This is a genomic window from Oscillibacter sp. ER4, assembly GCF_000765235.1.
Lineage (GTDB): Bacteria > Bacillota > Clostridia > Oscillospirales > Oscillospiraceae > Hominicoprocola > Hominicoprocola fusiformis.
In genome coordinates, this window is sequence record NZ_JPJG01000019.1 from 42,099 (window position 1) to 57,080 (window position 14,982).

General features: G+C 60.5%; 15 protein-coding genes. 13 read left to right on the top strand and 2 right to left on the bottom strand.

What is annotated here, in order from left to right:
• Window positions 1–12 precede the first annotated feature (12 nt).
• The 9 genes from mutL (at window position 13) to NI20_RS0103845 (ending at window position 8,319) form a co-directional block, all read left to right on the top strand.
• The gene (mutL, locus tag NI20_RS0103805; protein ID WP_033120122.1) at window positions 13–2,103 is read left to right on the top strand and encodes a DNA mismatch repair endonuclease MutL; all 2,091 of its coding nucleotides are present in this window, start codon (window positions 13–15) and stop codon (window positions 2,101–2,103) included.
• Between the two features lie 16 nt (window positions 2,104–2,119).
• Window positions 2,120–3,058 carry a tRNA (adenosine(37)-N6)-dimethylallyltransferase MiaA gene (gene miaA / locus NI20_RS0103810; protein WP_033120123.1) on the top strand — a complete coding sequence of 313 codons (939 nt, stop codon included), beginning with the start codon at window positions 2,120–2,122 and terminating at the stop codon, window positions 3,056–3,058.
• Between the two features lie 47 nt (window positions 3,059–3,105).
• Window positions 3,106–3,345: an RNA chaperone Hfq gene (gene hfq / locus NI20_RS0103815; protein WP_033120124.1), complete on the top strand. Its 240-nt coding sequence runs from the start codon at window positions 3,106–3,108 to the stop codon at window positions 3,343–3,345.
• Window positions 3,346–3,369: 24 nt separating this feature from the next.
• Complete coding sequence (locus tag NI20_RS0103820) at window positions 3,370–4,602, top strand: HlyD family efflux transporter periplasmic adaptor subunit (protein ID WP_033120125.1); 1,233 nt, start codon at window positions 3,370–3,372, stop codon at window positions 4,600–4,602.
• Between the two features lie 2 nt (window positions 4,603–4,604).
• Complete coding sequence (locus NI20_RS0103825; RefSeq protein ID WP_033120126.1) at window positions 4,605–5,300, top strand: YggS family pyridoxal phosphate-dependent enzyme; 696 nt, start codon at window positions 4,605–4,607, stop codon at window positions 5,298–5,300.
• A 19-nt stretch (window positions 5,301–5,319) separates the two neighbouring features.
• The gene (locus tag NI20_RS0103830; protein WP_033120127.1) at window positions 5,320–5,775 is read left to right on the top strand and encodes a cell division protein SepF; all 456 of its coding nucleotides are present in this window, start codon (window positions 5,320–5,322) and stop codon (window positions 5,773–5,775) included.
• 21 nt (window positions 5,776–5,796) lie between these two features.
• A complete protein-coding gene (locus tag NI20_RS0103835; RefSeq protein ID WP_033120128.1) occupies window positions 5,797–6,528 on the top strand; it encodes a DivIVA domain-containing protein in 732 nt (243 codons plus the stop codon).
• Between the two features lie 97 nt (window positions 6,529–6,625).
• Window positions 6,626–7,504 carry an HAD family hydrolase gene (locus NI20_RS0103840; protein WP_033120129.1) on the top strand — a complete coding sequence of 293 codons (879 nt, stop codon included), beginning with the start codon at window positions 6,626–6,628 and terminating at the stop codon, window positions 7,502–7,504.
• Window positions 7,504–8,319: a putative RNA methyltransferase gene (locus NI20_RS0103845; protein ID WP_052084407.1), complete on the top strand. Its 816-nt coding sequence runs from the start codon at window positions 7,504–7,506 to the stop codon at window positions 8,317–8,319. Before NI20_RS0103840 ends, NI20_RS0103845 begins: the two co-directional genes overlap by 1 nt.
• A 618-nt stretch (window positions 8,320–8,937) precedes the next feature.
• On the opposite strand, the gene NI20_RS0103850 is transcribed toward NI20_RS0103845, so the two are convergent.
• The gene (locus tag NI20_RS0103850) at window positions 8,938–10,056 is read right to left on the bottom strand and encodes a class I SAM-dependent RNA methyltransferase (RefSeq protein ID WP_033120131.1); all 1,119 of its coding nucleotides are present in this window, start codon (window positions 10,054–10,056) and stop codon (window positions 8,938–8,940) included.
• Window positions 10,057–10,319: 263 nt separating this feature from the next.
• Between NI20_RS0103850 and NI20_RS14475 the strand changes: the two genes are divergently transcribed.
• Both NI20_RS14475 and NI20_RS0103860 read left to right on the top strand, forming a co-directional pair.
• Window positions 10,320–11,159 (top strand): NfeD family protein, encoded by an 840-nt coding sequence (locus NI20_RS14475; protein WP_197055349.1) that lies wholly within the window; start codon window positions 10,320–10,322, stop codon window positions 11,157–11,159.
• Window positions 11,160–11,195: 36 nt separating this feature from the next.
• Window positions 11,196–12,134 (top strand): SPFH domain-containing protein, encoded by a 939-nt coding sequence (locus tag NI20_RS0103860; RefSeq protein WP_033120132.1) that lies wholly within the window; start codon window positions 11,196–11,198, stop codon window positions 12,132–12,134.
• A gap of 248 nt (window positions 12,135–12,382) precedes the next feature.
• Here the strand turns inward: NI20_RS0103860 and NI20_RS0103865 are convergent, their stop codons facing one another.
• The gene (locus tag NI20_RS0103865; protein WP_033120133.1) at window positions 12,383–12,859 is read right to left on the bottom strand and encodes a hypothetical protein; all 477 of its coding nucleotides are present in this window, start codon (window positions 12,857–12,859) and stop codon (window positions 12,383–12,385) included.
• A gap of 272 nt (window positions 12,860–13,131) precedes the next feature.
• Between NI20_RS0103865 and NI20_RS0103870 the strand changes: the two genes are divergently transcribed.
• Together NI20_RS0103870 and NI20_RS0103875 are read left to right on the top strand one after the other, a co-directional pair.
• A complete protein-coding gene (locus NI20_RS0103870) occupies window positions 13,132–13,557 on the top strand; it encodes an EamA family transporter (protein ID WP_033120134.1) in 426 nt (141 codons plus the stop codon).
• 64 nt (window positions 13,558–13,621) lie between these two features.
• Window positions 13,622–14,857, top strand: coding sequence for a class I SAM-dependent rRNA methyltransferase (locus NI20_RS0103875; protein ID WP_033120135.1), 1,236 nt, complete (start codon window positions 13,622–13,624; stop codon window positions 14,855–14,857).
• Window positions 14,858–14,982 lie beyond the last annotated feature (125 nt).

Below are 14,982 nucleotides of genomic sequence, written 5' to 3' on the forward strand. Positions count from 1 at the left end.
AGGAGGAAATCAATGCCCCATATTCAGCAATTATCGCCGCATGTCGCCGACCTCATCGCCGCGGGCGAGGTGGTCGAGCGCCCCGCGAGCGTTGTCAAGGAGCTGCTGGAAAACGCCATCGACGCCGGCGCGCAGAGCGTGACGGTGGAGATGAAAAACGGCGGCATGACCTATCTTCGCGTCAGCGACGACGGCTGCGGCATCGCGCCGAGCGAGCTGCCGACGGCCTTTCTGCGCCACGCGACGAGCAAGCTGCGCACGGCGGAGGATTTGGCCGCCATCGGCACGCTGGGCTTCCGCGGCGAGGCGCTCGCGGCGATCTCTTCCGTTTCTCGGCTCGACATTTTCTCGCGCGAGCGCGGCGCGCTCAGCGGAGCAAAGCTCCACCTGGATGGCGGCGTCCCCGGCACGGTCGAGGATGCGGGCTGCCCCGAAGGCACGAGTATCATCGTGCGCGACCTCTTCTACAACACGCCCGCGCGCTTAAAGTTTATGAAGCGCGACAGCGCGGAAGCCACGGCCATCGCGGGCCTTGTCGGGCACCTTGCGCTCTCGCATCCCGAGGTGTCGTTCAAGCTCATCAAGGACGGCACGCAGACGCTGCTGACCCCCGGCGATGGCGCGCTGCGCTCCGCCATTTACGCCTCTCTCGGGCGTGAGTTCACGCTCTCGCTCCTTGAGGTCAAGGGCGCGGACGGCGACATGGGCGTCACGGGCTTTGTGACCTCGCCCATCGCCTCGCGCGGCACGCGCGGCATGCAGACGTTTTTTGTCAACGGGCGTCTCGTCAAATCCCAGCTTCTTACCGCTGCGCTCGAAGAAGCCTACTCCAACCGCATGATGAAGGGCAAGTTCCCCGGCTGCGTGCTGCTCGTCGAGCTGCCGCGCGACATGGTGGATGTGAACGTCCACCCTGCCAAGACCATCGTGAAGTTCGTGGGCGAAAAGCGCGTGTTTGATCTCGTTTACCACGCGGTCATGGCCGCGCTCGACAAGCGCGAAGAGGCCGAGCGCCCCCAGCCAAAGCCCGCGTCTCAAGTACAGAATCCGCGCGGCGATTTCTTCGCCAACATGACCTCGCAGCAGTACCGCGAGAGCCAGAGGGCGGCGGAAAAGCCCGCCTATACACCTGCCGGTGCGCGTCCCGTGTCCGCGCCGCAGAGCGCGCCGGTGAAGCCCTCGCCCGCCCCGCAGTGGCAGACGAGAGTGCCCGCCATCGACACGCAGAGCGGCGGCAAAGCGGCGCTTTCCGACTATGTGCGCCATGAAACGCCCGCGTCCGCGCCGGTACTGTCAGCACAGCAGTCACAGCCTGTGGAAAAGTCTGTCCATTCTGTGGAAAACCATGACGACGAGGTCGTCACGCTGCCGATGCCGGAGGAAGACGCCCGCCCCGTCGTGACCGGCCCAATCATCGGACCGGCGGCGGAGACTGCGGCAGAGCCCGAGCCGGAAGCGCCCGCCGTCCCCGTGTTTGCCCCTGCGAAGCAGGAAGAGCCCGAGATCGAGCAGACGACGTTCGTTCCCCCGTCCGCCGCGCCGTGGCGCATCGCGGGTGAGGTGCTCGACACCTACATCGTCTGCGAGGACGAGGATAAAAACATCTGGCTCATCGACAAGCACGCCGCGCACGAGCGCGTGAATTTCGACCGCATGAAGGCCAACCAGGAGCCACTGATGTGCCAGGCCCTGCTCGCTCCCCTCGTGGCGGAGTTCGCCGCCGAGGAATACAGCGCGCTCACGGCGAATTTGGACCTTCTGCGCGAGTTCGGCTTTGAGTGCGAGGAATTCGGCGGCGGGAGCCTCATTCTGCGCGCCATCCCCGCCGATATCGACAGCGGTGACGCCATCCCCGCGCTCGAAGAGCTCGCCGACAAGCTCGTCACCGCCCACACCGTCGACCCCGCCGCCGCGCGCGACGCGCTGCTGCACACGATGGCCTGCAAGGCGGCCATCAAGGGTGGATGGAAGAGCGACCTAAGCGAGCTGCGTGTGCTCGTCGACAAGGTGCAGAGCGGCGAGGTGCAGTTCTGCCCGCACGGACGGCCCGTGAAAGCCAAGCTCACGAAGTACGAGCTCGAAAAAATGTTCAAGCGCGCGTGAGCGCAGGAGGGAGAAAATGAAACTCGTATGCGTCGTCGGCCCGACGGGCTGCGGCAAAACGTGGCTCGGTGTCGAGCTTGCGAAAATGCTCGGCGGCGAGGTCGTCTCCTGCGACTCGATGCAGATCTACCGCGGCATGCTCATCGGTACCGCCGCGCCGACGGCGGAGGAGATGCAGGGCATTCCGCATCACATGGTCGGCGTCGCCGACCCGCGGGAAAACTACTCCGTCGCCCGCTACGCGGACGACGCGGCGAAGTGCGTCGACGATATTCTCTCGCGCGGGAAGCAGCCCGTCATCGTCGGCGGCACGGGGCTTTACCTCAATGCCCTGCTCGCCGGTCACGGCTTTGCCGGCGGCGACAAGGACGGCAGATACCGCGCGGAGTTGGAATCCCGCTGGGACAAGGAGGGCGGCGAGGCGATGTTCGCCGAGCTCCGACGCATCGACCCCGAGACCGCCGGAAATCTCCATTTGAACGACAAAAAGCGCATCCTCCGCGCGCTCGAGGTCTACTACGAGACCGGCAAGACCATGGCACAGCACAACGCGGAGACGAAACTCATCCCCCCGCGCTACGATTCCGTGCGCATCGGCCTTGCCTATGAGGATCGGGACGACATGAAGCGCGCCATCGACCTCCGCGTCGACAAAATGGTCGAGGCGGGGCTTTTCGACGAGGTCAGAGCGCTGCTCGATTCCGGACTTCCCCGCGACGTGACGGCCATGCAGGCCATCGGGTATAAAGAGGCGCTTGCCTACTTGGACGGCGAGGCCACGCGCGAGGAGGCCATCGACGAGATCAAGCTCCGCTCCCGCCAGTATGCCAAGCGCCAGCTCACGTGGCTGCGGCGCGACCCCAGCATCCACTGGTTTTATTGGAAAAAAACGAGGATTCTCCCCGATTGCCTCGCTTTTTCGACAGAAATTCTCCATACCTATGGCGTATCCTGACTTTAACGCGGACAAGCCGTCCGCAAAAAAGAAAGGAAAGAAAAGCCATGAAAAAAATTGCAAACCTTCAGGACCTATTTCTCCTCTCTGCGCGCCGCAATCGCACGAGCGTGACGGTATTTCTCGTCAACGGCTTCCAGATGCGCGGCGTCATCACGGGCTTTGACAGCTTTGTCGTCATCTTGGAGAGCGACGGCAAGCAGCAGATGCTCTACAAGCACGCGATCTCGACGATCGTGCCCATCGCGGTCATCGACCTCAAAGGCGCGGAGGAAAGCGAGGAGTAAGCACGCCTGATCCGGGAGTGTGCCATGAAATCTACATCCGTTTCCAAAAAGATCATCACGATCCTGCTCCTTTTGGCGGTCATCGGGTATTTCGCCGTGCAGGGCTACAACTACTTTGTCAGCCCCGAGACGACGACGCTCGTCTACCGCTATCACAGCGAGCAGTCCATTGCCCTGCGGGGCTACGTGGTGCGCGACGAGCAGGTCGTGGACTGCAATGAAACGCTCATCGAGCTCAAGCACGCCGAGGGCGAGCGCGTGGGCCAGGGCGACACCATCGCCTCCGTCTACCGCTCGGCCGACGCGCTGAACGCCACGCAGCAGCTCGAGACACTGCGCGCGCAGAAAGAGCAGCTTGAGTACGCCAAGAGCGCCTCGAGCGACGCGGCCACCGCGCTGCGTCTGGATACCGACATCCGCGAGCAGATCATCTCCGTGCGCGCGGCCTACGAGTCGGGCGCGTACAGCTCGCTCGACACGCTGATCCCTCAGCTCAAAACGACGGTCTTGAAGCGCGAATACGCCTACAACGGCAGCGATGACTTAACGGCGAAGCTCGACGAGCTGAACGCGCAGATCACCGCGCTCTCGGGCGCGGCGAGCGGCGGCACGACGCGCATCACAGCGCCCGTGTCGGGGACTTACAGCGCCGTGGCCGACGGGTACGAGAGCGTGCTGACGCCGGAGGCCCTTGAGACGATGACGCCCTCGCAGCTTTCGTCCGCCGCGCCGCAGAGCGTTTCGACCACGGTGGGCAAGCTCATTCAGGGCAGCGCGTGGTACTTCGCCGCGAACGTGAACGAGGAGGACGCCGCGTCCCTGAAGGAGAACAGCAGGCTGACGCTCCGCATGGCGTCGGGCGTCGGCTTTGACCTGCCCGTCACGCTCACGCGCATCAGCGCCGCGGAGAACGGCAAATGCCTGATCGTGCTCAAGAGCACGCGGTACTTATCCTACATGACGCTGCTGCGCGAGCAGAACGCCGAGCTCATCATCAGCGCATACGACGGCCTGCGCGTGCCGAAAAACGCGCTGCGCGTGGATGAAAACGGCGTGTCAGGCGTTTACTGCCTCGTCGGGCGCGTGGCGTACTTCAAGCCTGTGAGCATCGTCTATCAGGGCAGCGACTACTGTCTGGTGGAGCCCGGCACGATCGAAGCCGCCACGGAGAGCCAAAAGTCCCTTTACACCCTGCGCCCGAACGATGAGGTCATCGTTTCGGCAGGGGAGCTATATAACGGAAAGGTCGTAGATTAGAAATGAGCATTGCTGAAAACATCGCGCGCGTGCGCGCAAACATCGCCGCGGCCGCCAAAGAGGCGGGCCGCAATGTAAGCGAAATTACCCTCGTCGGCGCGAGCAAGATGAACGACGCGGACGCCTGCCGCGCCGCCATCGCCGCGGGCATCGACGTGCTGGGCGAGAACCGCGAGCAGGAGATGACGAAAAAGCTCGCCGAGCACGCCTATGACGGCGCGCCCCTGCACTTTATCGGCCACCTCCAGCGCAACAAGGTGAAAAATGTCGTCGGCAAGGTCGCGATGATCGAATCGGTCGGCTCGCTCGAGCTGCTCTCGACCATCGACAAGCAGGCTGAGAAGCTGGGCATCGTGCAGGATATCCTGCTTGAGGTGAATATCGGCGGCGAGGAGGCCAAGAGCGGCTTTGCGCCCGAGAGCCTGGAGCAGGCGGCGGAAGAGGCCAAAAAGTGCGCAAATGTCCGCGTGCGCGGCCTCATGTGTATCCCGCCGGTCGCCGAGGGCGAGCACGGCAGCCTGCCCTACTTTGAAAAAGTTCATGCACTTTTTGTTGACATCAATGCCAAGTTGTATGATAATACACTTGATATACTGTCAATGGGCATGAGCGGCGACTATGAAGACGCGGTGCGCGCAGGCGCGACGATGGTGCGCGTCGGCACGGCGATCTTCGGCGCCCGCAATTATACGATTTGATCGAGGAGGTCTTGATACCATGGGTATTTTGGATGATCTGAAAAAGTGGGCTCACCCCTACGAGGATGAGGACGAGGAATATGAAGATGATTTCCCCGATCTGAGAGACCGCGGCGACACGGGCGCCTTTGCCGACCGCCGCAGCGCCGAGCGCAAGGCGGAGGACCGCCGCAACAAGGTCGTGAACATCAACGCGACCACGCAGCTCAAGGTCGTGCTCGTCAAGCCCGAGCGCTTTGAAAACGCGAGCGAGATCGCCGACCATCTGAAGGAAAAGCGCACGGTGGTCATCAACCTTGAGTCCACGAACAAGGACATTGCAAGAAGACTGATCGACTTCCTCTCCGGCGTGGCCTACGCGGGCGAGGGCAAGATCAAAAAGGTCGCGGCCAACACGTACATCATCACGCCCTATCATGTGGATATCATGGGCGATCTGATCGACGAGCTGGAAAATAACGGCCTCTACCTGTAAAGAAACGGAGAGTGGGATAGTATGCTGACACCGCAGGAAGTTTCCGGCCGCGCTTTCAGCAAAGCGGCCTTCGGTGGATATAATATGGCGATGGTCGACGAGTTTCTCGACGAGCTGACCGACGATTATACCTCGCTCTATAAAGAAAACGCCGCCCTCAAGGCCAAGCTCAAGGTGCTGGTCGACAAGGTGGAGGAGTACCGCGCGACGGAGGATTCCATGCGCGCCGCCCTCCTGACCGCCCAGCGCATGGCCAACACCATGGTCGAAGAGGCCGAGGAGAAGAAAAAGGCCATGCTCGTCGGCGCGGAGGACGAAGCCCGCGCCAAGATCGGCGCGCTGCAGAGCGATGTCGAGCTTGAGCAGCGCCGATTGAACGCGGCCAAGGCCGCGACGGCGGAATTTTTGCAGAAGACGCGCGAGCTTGCGCAGGCGCAGCTTGCGCTCATCGAGCGCGCGCCCGACCTGACGCCCGAGGAGATCGCGGGCGGCGAAAAGGCCGAGCAGAAGGCCGAGGCCGACGTGAACGCCATCGAGGAAAAGATCCTCGCGTCCTTCTGCCCCGCGGCGGAGGAGGCCGCGCCCGAAAAGACGCAGGAGACCGCTCCGGCGGAAGAGCAGAGCGCGCCGAAGGCCGAAGAGCCCAAGGCAGAGCCGCTCGAGCCGGACGACAGCCCGTTTGTAGAAACGGCCAGCCATGCCATCCGTCTGGATGACCTCAAGTTCGGCCGCAACTATCACGGAGAAGAGTAACAGCAAAAGGGCGGTTTTGGCCGGCTCCACAGAGGAGCCGGTTTCAGACCGCCCTTTTATTTTTTCTTTGGCCGCAGCGCGGTGAAAAGGAGACGACATGAACAAAAAGCCCATCATCGCCTTTCTCTACGACTTTGACAAGACCCTCTGCACGACCGACATGCAGGACTATACGTTCATCCCCTCGCTCGGCTACACGCCCGGCGAGTTCTGGAGCATCGCGAATTCCTTCGGCTTTGAGAACCGCATGGACGGCCTGCTCGCCTACATGTACACGATGATCGAGGAGTGCCGCAAAAAGGGCATCCGCCTGGACCGCGACTACCTCGTCTCCTGCGGGCATGCGATCGAGCTGTTCCCCGGCGTGCAGGACTGGTTCTCGCGCATCAACGCCTTCGGCGAAACGCTGGGCGTGGAGATCGAGCACTACGTGCTCTCCTCCGGCCTGCGCGAAATCATCGAGGGCAGCGGCGTGAGCCACGAATTTAAGGAAATTTACGCCTGTGAGTTTTTCTACAACGAAGAGGGCCTCGCCTCGTGGCCGAAGCTCGACGTCAACTTCACAAACAAGACCCAGTTTGTCTACCGCATCAACAAGGGAATACTCGACGTCGCGAAGGACAAGGAGCTCAACGCCTCGATGCCCGACGACTCCAAGCGCATTCCGTTCACGAACATGATTTACATCGGCGACGGCCTTTCCGACGTGCCGTGCATGAAGATGATGCGCGCCTACGGCGGGCAGGCCGTGGCCGTGTATCAGGACAGCAACCGCGCGGGCGTGGAGGACCTGCTCGCCAAGGGGCGCGTGGACTTCATCTTCCCCGCGGACTACCGCGACGGGACGCTCTTTGACGAGACGATGAAAAATATCGTCCGCAAGATCGCCATCGCCGACGCGCTGGCCGAGGAAAACCAGCAGCAGCTCCGCTCGCTCGGCCGGAGCGAGGTGCCGCAGCAGGTGGGGCTGTTCTGATGGTCAATTTGCGCTGCCCCGTCTGCGCTGGGGCGCTTGAAAAACGCGCGGGGGCCTATCTCTGCCCGAAAAACCACAGCTTTGACATCGCCAAGAGCGGATACGTCAACCTCCTGCTCAACTCCTCGCAGGGCCACCACGGGGATGACAAGCTCATGGTACGCGCCCGCCGCGACTTTTTGGACAAGGGCTATTACGACCGCTTCATCGCCGCCGTTGCGGACGCCGCGGCGGAGTTCACGCCGCAGGAGGCGACGGTCCTCGACGCAGGCTGCGGCGAGGGGATTTATTCTCTTGCCGTTCTGCGCGCCATCGAAAAAGCGGGCAAGCACGGCGAGCTTTTAGGCGTCGACATCTCGAAGACCGCGCTCCAGTACGCATCGAAGCGCTCGCCGGACTTCACGCTCTGTGTCGCCTCGTGCGCGCACCTGCCGGTCGAAGACGGCAGCGTCGACGAGGTGCTCAATATCTTCTCCCCTTTCGTGCCGGAGGAATTTGCGCGCGTGCTGAAGCCGGGCGGCTATCTTCTGCGCGCCTATCCCCTGCGCGAGCATCTGTGGGAGCTCAAAGCGCTCATCTACGACACGCCGCGCGACAACCCGCCCACGCCGCTTACGACCGAGGGCTTCACGCTCGTCGAAACGCGCGAAGTGCGCGATATCATTCATTTATCCTGTAATGAGGATATTCTATCTTTGTTCCGCATGACACCATACTATTATAAAACTGGCGCTAAAGACCAGCAAAAGGCTGAGCGAGCTCAGGAGCTGGATGTTCAATTAGCGTTTGGACTTGCTGTTTATCAAAAGGATTGATAATGTTCCCGCACCTGTGCGGGAGGGAGTTCCCTGCGCCGCGCAGGGGTGCAAGTCAAAGGGGCCATTCTCTTTCGCAAAAGAGAATGGCCCCTTTGGAACCCCAAGAGAAAGGCTTTTAATTGGCAGTCTCAGGCTTGAATGCCCTTTTTGCCTCTGGAATGAAACTGCCTGCGCGGCGAAGCCGCGTTTAGAGTTGCTATACGACTTGCCTCTGCTTCTACTACCCGCTGCCGCTCTGCTGATCTTGTAGAAGTGCAGCCTAATTTCCGTCTATCGCCAGCCTCATCAATGCGGCGAGCGCAGCAATGCCGCTATTTCGCACGCAGTCCGCCGCCAAGCAAACGTCACTCGCGCCTCACGATAGTAAGGCGCGGTTGCAAGCGGTCACGACTCGCAGGGATTCATGGCGAAGCCATGTACACCGCACTTACATTGCACAGCGCGTGCAGCTCTTCAAGATCGAGACTGCCAATGTGCGGGGTCGAGGGGGAAGGCCCCTCGTCCTTTCTCTTGGGGGATTAAAAGGGGGATATTCTCTTTCTGAGAAAGAGAATATCCCCCTTTAACGCACCCCCGCACGGTGCGAGAGCTCCCCCTGCCGCGCAGCGCGCGGCATTATAATCTTTTTCCATACATGAAAAGATCACATTTGAGCATGCCATTGTACAACTTACGTTTCTTATCGGCAAAGCGCCCGTAGCAGCGCTCAAAGTCAGGATGTGACGACAGCACATACACCCGCCAGGTGTCGGGCAGCTTGTCCATCGCCTTGCCGAAGGCTTTATAGAGCTCGCCCGCCTCTTCGCGCTCAAGAAGCCGCTCGCCATACGGCGGGTTCGTCACGATGCGGCCATACAAGCCGCCCCAGTGGAAACGCGTGGCGTCGTCGACCTCGAACTTGACGATGTCGTCGACCTCGGCGAGCTCGGCGTTGTGGCGCGAGAGCTCGACGGCGTCGGGGTCGATGTCGCCGCCCCAGATCTCGTACTTGCCGTGGAACTCGTTGTCCATGGCCTCGTCGGCTGCGTCGAGCCAGAGCATTTTATCGAGCGTGGCCCAGTGCTGGGCGGCAAAGCTGCGGTTGAGGCCCGGCGCACGGTTGCGCGCGATGAGCGCCGCCTCGATGGCGATGGTGCCGCTGCCGCAGAAGGGGTCACAGAACGGGTCGCGCCCATTGTAGTGCGAGAGCTTGACCATCGCGGCGGCGAGCGTTTCCTTGAGGGGGGCCGCCACGCCGTGGGCGCGGTAGCCGCGCTTGTAAAGGCCCTCGCCCGAGGTGTCGAGCCCGACGGTCACTTCGTCCTTCATGATGGAAAAGCGCACCTGATAGCGCCGCCCCGTTTCGGGGAACTGCGCGATGCCGTAGGCCGCGCTCAGGCGGTCGACGACCGCCTTTTTGACGATCGACTGGCAGGCGGGTACGGAGTGGAGCGTCGAGTTGATGGAATAGCCCACGACGGGGAATTCGCCCTCGCGCGGGATCCAGTCCTCCCAGTGCACCGCGCGCACGCCCTGAAAGAGCGATTCAAAATCCGTCGCGCGGAACTTATGCAGAACTAGAATGACGCGCGCACCGCAGCGCAGATTGATGTTGAGGCGCGCGATGTCGCGCGCTTCGCCGCGGCAGAGGACGCGGCCATTCTCGACGCGCACATCAGAAAGCCCCAGCTTTTTGATCTCATCGCCAACGAGACTTTCCAGTCCCAGCAGGCAGGGAATGACAAATTCCAGCATAATAACGCTCCCGAAAAAATGATTTGACTTTAGTATAGCGGATGGGAACAAAAAAGCAATCGCCGCGTCAAAATAAGCATGGTAAAGCGGTGGAGCGTGTGGTACAATAGGAAAAACAGCGCGGAAAGCGCGCTGTCACATGGATGTAACATCAAACTTGCGCGAAATTTTCCGAAAAAATACGGAATGCAACACTAAAGTTGCTGGAAATGGACGCGCGGTTTTGCTATCTTATCCTCAGACAGAGAAACGGAGGGAACGCAATGGCATTTGGCGAGCGGCTCCAGGAGGTCCGCAAACGCAGCGGACTGACGCAGGAGGAATTTGCCGAACAGCTTCAGGTCTCGCGCCAGTCGGTCTCGCGCTGGGAGTCGGGCCGCGGCTACCCTGAGATGGAGAAGATCATCTTCATCTGCAACCGCTACGGCGTAACGATGGACGAGCTGTTCAAAGAAGAAGTCCCCACCCCCGGCGAGCCGCCGGTCGAAGCCCCGCTGCTGTCCGCGCGCACGCTCGGCAGCGAGTTGTCAAACCTGTACGCGAATCTGTCACCCTACAACAAAAGCATCGGGATCATGCTGCTGACCGTCATCGCGATGATCGGTCCGGCATACGTCTACTGTATGCGCAGTTTGAAAGGAGGAGCAGATGAAATGATGACCATTATCTGGATCACCGCCATCATCATCTTCGGCATTGCCGAGGCGGCGACGGCGGGGCTGATGTCGATCTGGTTCGTCGTGGGCGCGGTGGCCGCGCTGGTGGCGACGGAGCTGGGCGCGGCGCTGTGGCTGCAATTCGCGGTCTTCCTGATCGTATCCATTCTGGCGCTCATCGCAACAAGGCCCCTTGCGCGCAAGATGCTGGATAAGACTATCGTGCCCACGAATGCCGACCGTGTGCTGCACCACGAGGCCAAGGTGACCGAAACGGTGGACAACGAGAACGCCACGGGCGCTGTGTACATCGACGGCAAGACATGGACGGCGCGCAGCGAAGACGGCAATATCATCCCTAAGGGGAAAATGGTAAGAATCGTTCGCATGGAGGGCGTTAAGCTCTACGTGCGCGAGAGTAAAGAACCCAGCGAGAGAAGAGAGTAAACCCAAACTACACAACATTTTAGGAGGAAAAGAACTATGCAATGGATCGGCTATATCGGTATCGGCATTTTAGTGCTGCTGGTGCTTCTGGTGCTTGTCACGAACATCCAGATCGTGCAGCAGTCGCGCGCCTACGTCGTTGAGCGCCTCGGCGCTTACAGCGCGACATGGGGCGTGGGCCTGCACTTCAAAATTCCGTTTTTCGAGCGCGTTGTGAAGAAGGTCAGCCTCAAAGAGCAGGTGGCCGACTTCGATCCCCAGCCCGTCATCACGAAGGATAACGTCACGATGCAGATCGACACGGTCATCTACTTCCAGATCACCGACCCCAAGCTCTACACCTATGGTGTCGAGCACCCGATGAACGCCATCGAGAACCTGACGGCGACGACCCTTCGTAACATCATCGGCGAGATGGAGCTCGACCAGTCGCTCACGAGCCGCGATGTCATCAACGCCAAGATGCGCTCTATCCTCGATGAGGCCACCGACCCGTGGGGCATCAAGGTCAACCGCGTGGAGCTCAAGAACATCCTGCCGCCGCGTGAGATCCAGAACGCGATGGAAAAGCAGATGAAGGCCGAGCGCGAACGCCGCGAGTCCATCTTGCAGGCCGAGGGCCAGAAGCAGTCCCAGATCCTCGTGGCCGAGGGCGAAAAGCAGTCCACCATCCTGCGCGCGGACGCCGAAAAGCAGGCGGCCATCCTCAAGGCCGAGGCCGAGCGTCAGGCCGCCATCCTCAAGGCCGAGGGTGAAGCGCAGGCCATCCTGAACGTGCAGCAGGCACTTGCCGACTCCATCAAGATGCTCAATGAGGCCAACCCCAACGAGCAGGTCATCAAGATCAAGGCGCTCGAATCGTTCGAAAAGGCCGCCGACGGTCAGGCGACGAAGATCATCGTCCCGAGCGAGATTCAGAGCCTCGCCGGTCTCGCCGCGAGCTTTAAGGGGCTGCTTGAAGAAGACAAGAAGTAATTTCAAAAAAGAGGCAGAGCCTCTTTTTTGAAAAAGCCGCACTCCGCTTCGTGCCTTGCCGCCCTTGGCGGCTGCGACACGCGCGGAGCGAGAGGAGTAAATCGCCACGCGCCGGTCGCGGCGATTTACAACCTCAATTTTTTCCGCGTCTGCGGACGCGGAATTCTGCGAAGCATTTTGTCATAGTCAAAAAAGGAAGAGGTTCCCATCGGGAACCTCTTCCTTTTTTGATGTAAGGTGTTGCGAACTCAGCCCTCGGAATCCGTGCGGTTTCTCCAGGAGATCTCCTGCTCGAGCTCGTAGCGCAGCTTCTTGTTCTCCTCGACAAGCTCGTCGTAGTGCTCGCCCTGCACGTAATACTTGACGAACGTGAACGTTGCCTCGTCAAGCTCCTCTTCCGTGTAGGACGGGAGAAGCGAGCCGTTCTTGCGCTGAAGGCCGGAGATATTCACGACCACCAGGCGGCGGTGCTGCTCGGAGAGCTGGAAGAGCTGGAGCTTTGCGGGAATTTCAAGCCCTAAGTCATAGGTGCTGTTCACGCGCTCCATGATGTTGCGGTACTCGGGCTTGGCCGAGACGATGACGCCGTGCTGCATAAACAGTTTCTTGAGGTAGTCCACAGAAACGTCCTCGCGGGTGATCGTGCCCTTGCCGAGACCTGTGAGCATCGTGTTAGACAGATTCAGGCTGACGTAAACTTCTTCGCCGGTCTTGGGATAGCTCATAATTTGCCTCCATTAAAGTCTGCGCCGCAAGCGCGGCTGGGATTGATATGACATTTTTATGGTAGCATGGCGGAGCGGAAAATACAAGCGGCAGGTTGTATGAACTGTCGCTTACAAATTTGTCGGAATCGCCGCCGCGGCGGGATTTTCCTTGACAAGAGCGCGCGCCGCTGATACACTTTCCTTGTCTATTACGGGTGCGCACCTACCGGCAGTCAGGCGGAAGTCTGGCTGCCGTTTTGCATCCGGCATTTGAATAGGAGGGAATATTTATGGCTTACTTCTGGCCGCTCATTCTCGTTGTGGCGTCGAACAGCGTGTATCACATCTGCGCCAAATCGCTGCCCGAGAGCGTTGATCCGCTCGCGTCGCTCACGGTCACGTATCTGATCGGCTCAATCTTTTCGGGCATCCTGTATTTTGTGACGAACCGCGGCGGGGCGAACCTTCTGCACGAATACAGCCAGATGAACTGGGCGCCGTACCTGCTCGGTCTCGCGGTCGTCGGTTTGGAAGCTGGCAGCATGCACGCCTACAAGGCGGGCTGGCCGGTCAGCGCGTTTCAGGTGTCGTCTGCGGCGGCCATCGCGACGATTTTGGTGTTCATTGGGTATCTTGTCTACCACGAGGCCATCACGGTCAACAAGCTCGTGGGCCTTGCGCTGTGCCTTGTCGGGCTGTTTTTCCTCAACAAATGAGTTGTGCCGCGGCTTTTGCCGTGGTATGATTGGGAAAACTGATTGGAAGAAGGAATTTTGACCTATGAAAGCTGCACGCGACTATCCGATCTTGACCGTCACCGCCAAGGGCACGCGCTGGCTCGAGAGCGGCCACCCCTGGGTGTACGACTCCGACGTCGCCCGCGAGCCGGACGAGAGCGAGTGTGAAAACGGTGCGCTCGTCGACGTGGTGTCGGAAAAGGGCAAATATCTCGGCACGGGCTTTTTGAGCAGACTCAGTAAGCTCCGCGTGCGCATCGTCTCGCGCAACGCGAACGACCGCTTTGATGAAAGCTTCTGGCGGCGGCGCGTACGCTACGCCTGGGACTACCGCAAGGCGGTCATGGACGGGCAGACCGGCTGCTGCCGCCTGATCTTCGGCGAGGCGGACGCCTTCCCCGGCCTGACGGTCGACCGGTTTGAAAATCTTCTCGTCACGCAGACGCTCTCGCTCGGCATGGAAAAGATCAAGGACATGCTCTTCCCCCTCATTGTCGAGGTGCTGGAGCAGGACGGCGAGACGATCGACGGCCTTTTTGAGCGCAACGATGTCGTGCTTCGCGAAAAGGAGGGCTTGACGCAGAACAAGGGGTGGTTTCCCCTCCCCAGCAAAAAAACGCCCGAGAGCCCCATCACTGAAATTTGCGAGAACGGCGTTTTCTACCGTGTGGATGTCGAAAACGGGCAGAAGACAGGCTTTTTCCTCGACCAGAAGTTCAATCGCCTCGCCGTCGCGCACCTCGCGCGCGGCAAGCGCGTGCTCGACTGCTTCACGCACACGGGCTCGTTCGCACTCAACGCCGCCAAAGGCGGCGCAGAGCACGTGACGGCGGTGGACGTGTCCGAGAGCGCCATCGAAATGGCGCGCGCGAACGCAGCGCGCAACGGCCTTGAGGACAAAATGGACTTTCTCGCCGCCGACGTCTTCGACCTGCTCCCGCAGCTCGAGGCCGCGCACGAAAAGCCCTATGACTTCATCATCCTCGATCCCCCGGCGTTCACAAAGTCTCGCCGCACGGCGAACAACGCCGAAAAGGGGTACAAGGAGATCAACCTGCGCGCGATGCGCCTGCTGCCGCGCGGCGGCTACCTTGCGACCGCGTCGTGCAGCCACTTCATGCCCGCCGAACGCTTTGAGCGGATGCTGCGCTCCGCCGCCGCGGACGCGGGCGTCGAGCTGCGGCAGATCGAGGTGCGCGCACAATCAAGCGACCACCCCATCCTCTGGAACGTGCCGGAGACGGATTACCTCAAGTTCTACTTATTCCAAGTGGTATAAATTGATATAAAAAATCCTCGCTGTTTTGAAGTTACCCCAAAAAGTTAGACAATATTCTGAAGTAAAAATTGTTCAAGCAGCTGAAAGGGCTTGCTGTCTGTGAATTGCAGGCGGCAAGCCCTTTA